Raw genomic sequence first — 6,239 nt, 5'->3', positions numbered from 1 at the left:
AAGGTGGTGCCGGAATCCAACATGCCTGCCTACCCGTGGCTCGAAAAGACGGTCATCACCGGCGAGAACGTGGACCAGCGCATGCGGGCCCTGCGCAAGCTGGGCGTGCCCTACACCGACGAGGAAATCGCCGCGGCGCCCAAGGCCATCGAGGGCAAGACCGAGGAAGACGCGCTCGTCGCCTACCTGCAGGGCCTGGGTGTCGGCGTGCGCAAGGCCAAGCAGGCCGAGCAGGCCAAGCAGGCGGAAGCGGCCAAGAAGGCGGCCCAGTCCGCCCCGCAGCCGGCCGCCGCGGGAGGCTGATCATGCTGGGCTACCTGAGCGCAATCGTCACCGCCATCTCGATGGCAACTTTCTTCGGCATCGTCTGGTGGGCCTGCTCGCGCGGCCGCCAGAGCGCCAACCGCGAATCGGCCATGCTGCCGTTCGCACTGCCCGATGAGTTCGGGCAGGGACAACAAGATGGAGCGAATCGGTCATGAGCGATTTCGTCAATGGCTTCTGGGGATATTTCATCTCGATCGTCGCCGTGGGCGGCGTGGTCTGGTGCGTCTGGCTGCTGTACACGCAGCGCCGCTGGCTCAGCACCAAGCCGGCCAACGGCAAGGTCGAGGACACGGGCCACGTCTGGGACGGCGACCTGACCGAGCTGAACAACCCGGTGCCGGGCTGGTGGACCTGGATGTACCTGCTGGCCTGCGCCTTCGCGCTGGGTTACCTGTTCTTCATGCCGGGCCTGGGCGAATACAAGGGCCAGCTGGGCTACAGCAGCACCGAGGAAGTGGCCAGGCAGCAAGCCAAGATGGCCGAGGCCGTGCGTCCGATCTACGCGCGCTTCGAAACCATGGACATTCCGCAGATCGCCCAGGATCCGGGCGCCCGCGAAATCGGCCAGCGCCTGTTCCTGAACACTTGCGCGCAATGCCATGGCTCGGACGCCAAGGGCGGCCCCAGCTTCCCCAACCTGGCCGACGGCGACTGGCTGCACGGCGGCTCGCCTGAAGCCATCACGCAGACCATCACGCAGGGCCGCGTCGGCGTCATGCCGCCGTGGAAGGCCGCGATCGACGCCAAGACCGCGGGCGACATCGCGCAATACGTGCGTTCGCTGTCGGGCCTGACGGCCGATCCGGTGCGCGTGTTCCGCGGCAAGCGCGAGTTCGCCAATTACTGCGTGGCCTGTCACGGCGTCGATGGCAAGGGCAACCAGGCGCTGGGCGCGCCCAACCTGACGGACGACGTCTGGCTCTACGGCAGCTCCGAAGCCACCATCGTCAAGACCATCCTCGACGGCCGCGACAACCGCATGCCGGCGCACGGCGACATCCTGACGCCCGAGCAGATCAAGATCCTGACCGCATGGGTCTGGGGCCTGTCGAACAGGCCGGAAGCGACCGCGAGCGCCGCGCCGGGCACGGCAGCGAAGTAAAGGCAGTATCGAGCTTGGATGGGGGCCGCGCGTGGCGCGGCCTCCATATCACTGGACTTACAGCAGGGAGCAGCAAATGGAAGATGGGTCAGCCGCAAGCGTCGGCAATTCGCCTGACGGTGACCCGCCGCCCTGGCGGCCGCACGTGAGGCCTCCGCGTCCCGGGACGGAAACCCTGGAACAGACGCTGGCGGGCGTGCGCAGCAAGATCTACCCGCGGTCCGTCAGCGGCATTTTCGCCCGCTGGCGCATCGCGTTTGTCTTTCTCACGCAACTGATTTTCTACGGTCTGCCCTGGCTGCAGTGGAACGGCCGCCAGGCCGTGCTGTTCGACCTGGGCGCGCGCAAGTTCTACCTCTTCGGCCTGGTGCTGTGGCCGCAGGACGTGGTCTATCTGGCCGTGCTGCTGGTGATCTCGGCGCTGGCGCTGTTCCTGTTCACCGCAGTGGCGGGACGGCTGTTCTGCGGCTACGCCTGTCCTCAGACCGTCTATACCGAAATCTTCATGTGGATCGAGCGCAAGGTCGAAGGCGACCGCGTCGCGCGCATCCGCCTGGACGAGTCGCCCTGGACCTGGCGCAAGGCGCGCCTCAAGGTCACCAAGCATTTCCTGTGGATCGCGCTGGCCTGGTGGACGGGTTCCACCTTCATCGGCTATTTCGCTCCCATCCGGGAACTGGGCCACGAACTGTTCGCGCTGCAACTGGGTCCCTGGCAGTGGTTCTGGATGCTGTTCTATGGCTTCGCCACCTGGGGCAACGCCGGCTTCATGCGCGAATCCGTGTGCAAGTACATGTGCCCCTACGCGCGCTTCCAGAGCGTGATGGTGGACCCCGACACCTTCGTGGTCACCTACGACAAGCGCCGCGGCGATCCGCGAGGCGGCCGTTCGCGCAAGGTGGACCACAAGGTCGCCGGGCTGGGCGACTGCGTCGATTGCAGCCTGTGCGTGCAGGTCTGCCCGACCGGCATCGACATCCGCGACGGCCTGCAATACATGTGCATAGGCTGCGGCGCCTGTATCGACGCCTGTGAACAGGTCATGGACAAGATGCAGTACGAGCCGGGTCTGATCCGCTACACCTCGGATCGCGCCATGCTGGACGGACTGTCCGCCAAGAGCGCCCGCTCCCATTTGCTGCGTCCGCGCGTGCTGATCTACGGCACGCTGATCCTGGCGCTGGCCATCGCCTTCGTGGTCTCGCTGGCGCTGCGCAACCCCTTGCGGGTCGACGTGATCCGCGACCGCGGCGCGCTGGGGCGCGAAGTGGCCGGCGGCATGATCGAGAACGTGTACCGCCTGCAGATCATCAATACTTCCGACCAGCCGATGCGCCTGCAGCTCGCGGCCGATGGCATGCCCGGCCTGAAGGTGATGATGGGACAGCAGGGCTCAGACACGGTCGACGTCGAGGCGGCGGCCAACAAGCTGGTGCCCATGGTCATCCGCGCACCGGCCGGCTCAGAGCCCGGCGCCCATGCCATCACGCTGCGCGCGCGCGGCCAGGACGGCGAGAGCCGTCCGGTCGAGACCGACGAGCCCGCCAGCTTCTATGTACCCGACTGAGCATTGAAAAGGACATCTCCATGAACCCCGCCCAACCCGCCCAACCCGCCAAAGCCGCCAAGCCCTGGTACCGCGAACCCTGGCCCTGGATCCTGATGGCCGGCCCGTTCGCGGCCATGATAGGCTGCTTCATCACGATCTACTTCGCTTTCTCGAACTTCAGCAATCAGCCGATCCAGGAGGGCGTGGTCAAGCGCGGCCTGATCATCGAGCAGGTAGCGCCCAGCGCCAATCCGTAACCCGGGAGAACAACAGATGGGCTTGCGATCATTGATGTGGATCCTGTGGCCGTCCTTCATGGCCGCCGCGGCGGGGAGCGCGCTGATCTTCGCCCTGATCGATCCCCTGGACGTGGCGATCTTCGGCCACGTCCCGACGGGACGCACGGGGTTCTACACCGTGTCTTTCTTCGTGCTGTGGGTGATGGCGGGACTGTCCAGCACGCTGACCGCGTACCTGATGCCCAAGCCGGAAGAAAACGAGGATTTGTAGGCGAGGCGAGACGGCGCCGCGCCCCGGGGGGCCTTGCGGGGAGGCCGCCTATACCTTCTTCACGAATTCCGACTTCAAGCTCATCGGCCCGAAGCCGTCGATCTTGCAGTCGATGTCGTGGTCGCTGTCGACCAGGCGGATGCCCTTGACCTTGGTGCCCATCTTGATCACGCCGCCCGAACCCTTGAGCTTCAGGTCCTTGATGACGGTGACGGTATCGCCGTCCTGCAGCATGTTGCCGGCCGAATCGCGATAGACCTTGGTAGCCTCGTCGGAGGATGCGGTGGCCTGCGGCGACCATTCATGCGCGCATTCAGGGCAGACGTAGAGGGCGCCGTCTTCATAGGTGTATTCGGACTGGCACTTGGGACAGGCGGGCAATGCGCTCACGTGTGGACCTCGATGTAAAAAACGCGCGATGCGCAACACGCGATTGTACTGCGCCACACCTGTTTTTCCCCGTGTCGCCGGCCGTTTTCCCCCTTGCCTTGCGCGGCCTCAAGCCAGTTCGTCGCCATGCAGCAAGCCCACGAAATCACGCGCCGCCGCGCTCAGCGGCCGGTCCCGGGGCACGATGCTGCCAAAGGCCGTGAGGCTCTGCCGGATCTGGTAGGGCAGTATCGCCAGCAGCCCATGCGCCGCATAGCGGCTCGCCACCGATTCCGGTATCACGCCCAGCATCGTTGATTTCATCGCCAGGTTGGTGGTGGTCAGGATGGAGGCCGACTCGATCAGTCCCTTGGGGGTGGAGGCGTTGTGCGAACGGAACTCCTGTTCGATCACGTCGCGCATCGGGCTGCCGTGCGGCTGCAGGACCCAGGGATAGGCCAGCATGGCCTCGAAGCCCACGCGCTTGCGGCCGGCCAGCGGATGGTCCACCGCCGCGATGACCGACAGCGCTTCGTCGCCGATCGGGCGAAAAATGTACTGACTGTCCGACAGAGTCACCATGCGGCCGATCACCACGTCCAGCCTGCCTTCGTTCATGCGGCCGATCAGCAGATCGCTGGTGCCGGTGGAGATTTCCACCGCCAGCAGCGGATAGGTTTGCTTCAGGCGCAGCAGGGCGTCGGTCAGGTGGCCGGGCGAGGCCGCCATGATGCTGCCGATGAACAGCTTGCCCGCGCTGCCCAGGCGCAGTTCCTCCAGTTCGCGGGCCAGGGACGAGACCGTCCCGCGCATGCCTCGGAAATATCCCATCACGCACTCGCCGGCCGCGGTCAGCGCCAGGCCGCGGCCGATCCTTCCGTACAGCGGCTGGCCGATGGCCAGCTCCAGTTCGTGCAGCATCTTGCTGGCGGCGGACTGGGTCATGTTGAGTTGGCTGGCGGCCGCGCGCAGCGTGCCGCGCTCTTCGATCGCCAGCAGCAGGACGATCTGCCGCATGCGCAGCCGGGCCAGCAGGGCGGGGACGTGGATGGCGCGTTCCATGATTGATCGCCTCAGGTGAACGGTTAGTGCAAAAGTTTCATTTTACGGAAACGGAGCTTCTTTCTAAGATGGACCTACAAAAGATTGCCCGTCCGAGGGCAAAAAAACACCAACCAAGGAGACAACCATGAAGACTCGGCTATTGGCCGCGATGGCGGCCGGCGCCCTGTGCCTGTCGGCCCTGGCGCCCGCCCAGGCGCAAAGCGCCGACTGGCCCAACAAGCCCCTGCGCCTGCTGGTGGGATCGGCCCCGGGCGGCGGCACCGACGCCATGGCGCGCGCGGTGGCCGACAAGCTGGGCCCTCTGCTCAAGCAGACCGTGGTGGTGGAGAACAAGCCCGGCGCATCCAATACGCTGGCCGCCGACCTGGCGGCCAAGTCGTCGGACGGACACACCATGGTGATGGGGGTATCCACCGCCCACGCCATCGCGCCGCACCTGCTGAAGCTGGGCTACGACAACGATCGCGATCTGACGCCGGTGGTGTTCGTGGGCGCCGTGCCCAACATCCTGGTGGTCAACAATGATGTTCCGGCCAAGTCGGTGCAGGAGCTGATCGCGCTGCTCAAGAGCAAGCCCGGCACCTACAACTTCGCCAGCAGCGGCTCGGGCAGCACCCAGCACATCGCCGCCGAGCTGTTCAAGGACGCGACGGGCGTGGAGATGATCCACATTCCCTACCGCGGCAGCGGCCCCGCACTGGTGGACCTGATGGGCGGCCAGGTGCAGATCGCGTTCGAGACCGCGTCCTCCGTGATTCCCCACATCAAGAGCGGCAAGGTGCGCGCGCTGGCCGTGCTGAGCGCCAAGCGCAACGCCCAGTTGCCCGACGTGCCGACCATGGCCGAAGCCGGCGTGCCCGGCGTGGAAATGAGCGCCTGGTACGGCATCTACATGCCCAGCGCCACGCCCGCGGCCAACCAGAAGCGCATCCATGACGCCGTCAACGGCATCCTGGCGCTGCCCGACACGCAGGCCCGCCTGCAGGCGATCGGCGCCGATATCAATCCGATGAGCCAGGAGCAGTTCGCGCAGTTCCACAAAGCCGAGAACCAGCGCTACGCCGGCATCATCAAGAAGAACAACATTTCCGTGGAATGACCCAGACATGAGCACGCAGCAGAAACCCGTCATCGCCCTGACCCTGGGCGATCCCGCCGGCATCGGCGCTGAACTGATCGCCCGGCTGCTGGCCCGGCCCGAAGCCACGCAACGCGCCAACATCGTGCTGGTGGGCGACGAGTGGCTCTGGCGCGAAGGCCAGCGGGTGGCGGGCGTGCAGGTCGCGACCCAGGCCGTGGCCAGCATCGAGGCGGTGC

9 protein-coding genes and 1 pseudogene are annotated in these 6,239 nt (G+C 66.0%); 8 read left to right on the top strand and 2 right to left on the bottom strand.

From position 1 onward, the window contains the following. The 6 genes from VIR09_RS05675 to VIR09_RS05650 all read left to right on the top strand — a co-directional run. The coding region (locus VIR09_RS05675) for a cbb3-type cytochrome c oxidase subunit II (RefSeq protein ID WP_332011985.1) at positions 1 to 303 on the top strand (303 nt) is incomplete at its 5' end. 2 nt (positions 304 to 305) lie between these two features. Continuing rightward, positions 306 to 482, top strand: a complete 177-nt coding sequence (locus VIR09_RS05670; protein ID WP_013394988.1) for a cbb3-type cytochrome oxidase subunit 3 — start codon at positions 306 to 308, stop codon at positions 480 to 482. Next, complete coding sequence (ccoP, locus tag VIR09_RS05665; protein WP_332011984.1) at positions 479 to 1,429, top strand: cytochrome-c oxidase, cbb3-type subunit III; 951 nt, start codon at positions 479 to 481, stop codon at positions 1,427 to 1,429. Before VIR09_RS05670 ends, ccoP begins: the two co-directional genes overlap by 4 nt. 76 nt (positions 1,430 to 1,505) lie before the next feature. After that, a complete protein-coding gene (gene ccoG, locus VIR09_RS05660) occupies positions 1,506 to 2,996 on the top strand; it encodes a cytochrome c oxidase accessory protein CcoG (protein WP_332011983.1) in 1,491 nt (496 codons plus the stop codon). Positions 2,997 to 3,016: 20 nt separating this feature from the next. Beyond that, positions 3,017 to 3,235, top strand: a complete 219-nt coding sequence (locus tag VIR09_RS05655; RefSeq protein WP_332011982.1) for a FixH family protein — start codon at positions 3,017 to 3,019, stop codon at positions 3,233 to 3,235. A 16-nt stretch (positions 3,236 to 3,251) separates the two neighbouring features. Continuing rightward, positions 3,252 to 3,488 carry a hypothetical protein gene (locus tag VIR09_RS05650; RefSeq protein ID WP_129528982.1) on the top strand — a complete coding sequence of 79 codons (237 nt, stop codon included), beginning with the start codon at positions 3,252 to 3,254 and terminating at the stop codon, positions 3,486 to 3,488. Between the two features lie 48 nt (positions 3,489 to 3,536). Here VIR09_RS05650 and VIR09_RS05645 read toward each other — a convergent pair whose 3' ends face one another. Together VIR09_RS05645 and VIR09_RS05640 are read right to left on the bottom strand one after the other, a co-directional pair. Beyond that, positions 3,537 to 3,878 (bottom strand): zinc ribbon domain-containing protein YjdM, encoded by a 342-nt coding sequence (locus tag VIR09_RS05645; RefSeq protein WP_332011981.1) that lies wholly within the window; start codon positions 3,876 to 3,878, stop codon positions 3,537 to 3,539. Positions 3,879 to 3,986: 108 nt separating this feature from the next. Beyond that, the gene (locus VIR09_RS05640; RefSeq protein ID WP_129528984.1) at positions 3,987 to 4,919 is read right to left on the bottom strand and encodes a LysR family transcriptional regulator; all 933 of its coding nucleotides are present in this window, start codon (positions 4,917 to 4,919) and stop codon (positions 3,987 to 3,989) included. A gap of 127 nt (positions 4,920 to 5,046) precedes the next feature. Here VIR09_RS05640 and VIR09_RS05635 point away from each other — a divergent pair, with 127 nt between their 5' ends. Both VIR09_RS05635 and VIR09_RS05630 read left to right on the top strand, forming a co-directional pair. Continuing rightward, the gene (locus VIR09_RS05635; protein ID WP_332011980.1) at positions 5,047 to 6,021 is read left to right on the top strand and encodes a tripartite tricarboxylate transporter substrate binding protein; all 975 of its coding nucleotides are present in this window, start codon (positions 5,047 to 5,049) and stop codon (positions 6,019 to 6,021) included. Positions 6,022 to 6,028: 7 nt separating this feature from the next. Then, positions 6,029 to 6,239 (top strand): annotated as a pseudogene (locus VIR09_RS05630) (4-hydroxythreonine-4-phosphate dehydrogenase PdxA); the annotation flags it as partial.

The organism is Achromobacter sp. (assembly GCF_036567245.1).
Lineage (GTDB): Bacteria > Pseudomonadota > Gammaproteobacteria > Burkholderiales > Burkholderiaceae_B > Achromobacter.
The sequence above is the reverse complement of the archived record's forward strand: the minus strand, read 5'-3'. Positions and strand labels throughout refer to the sequence as shown.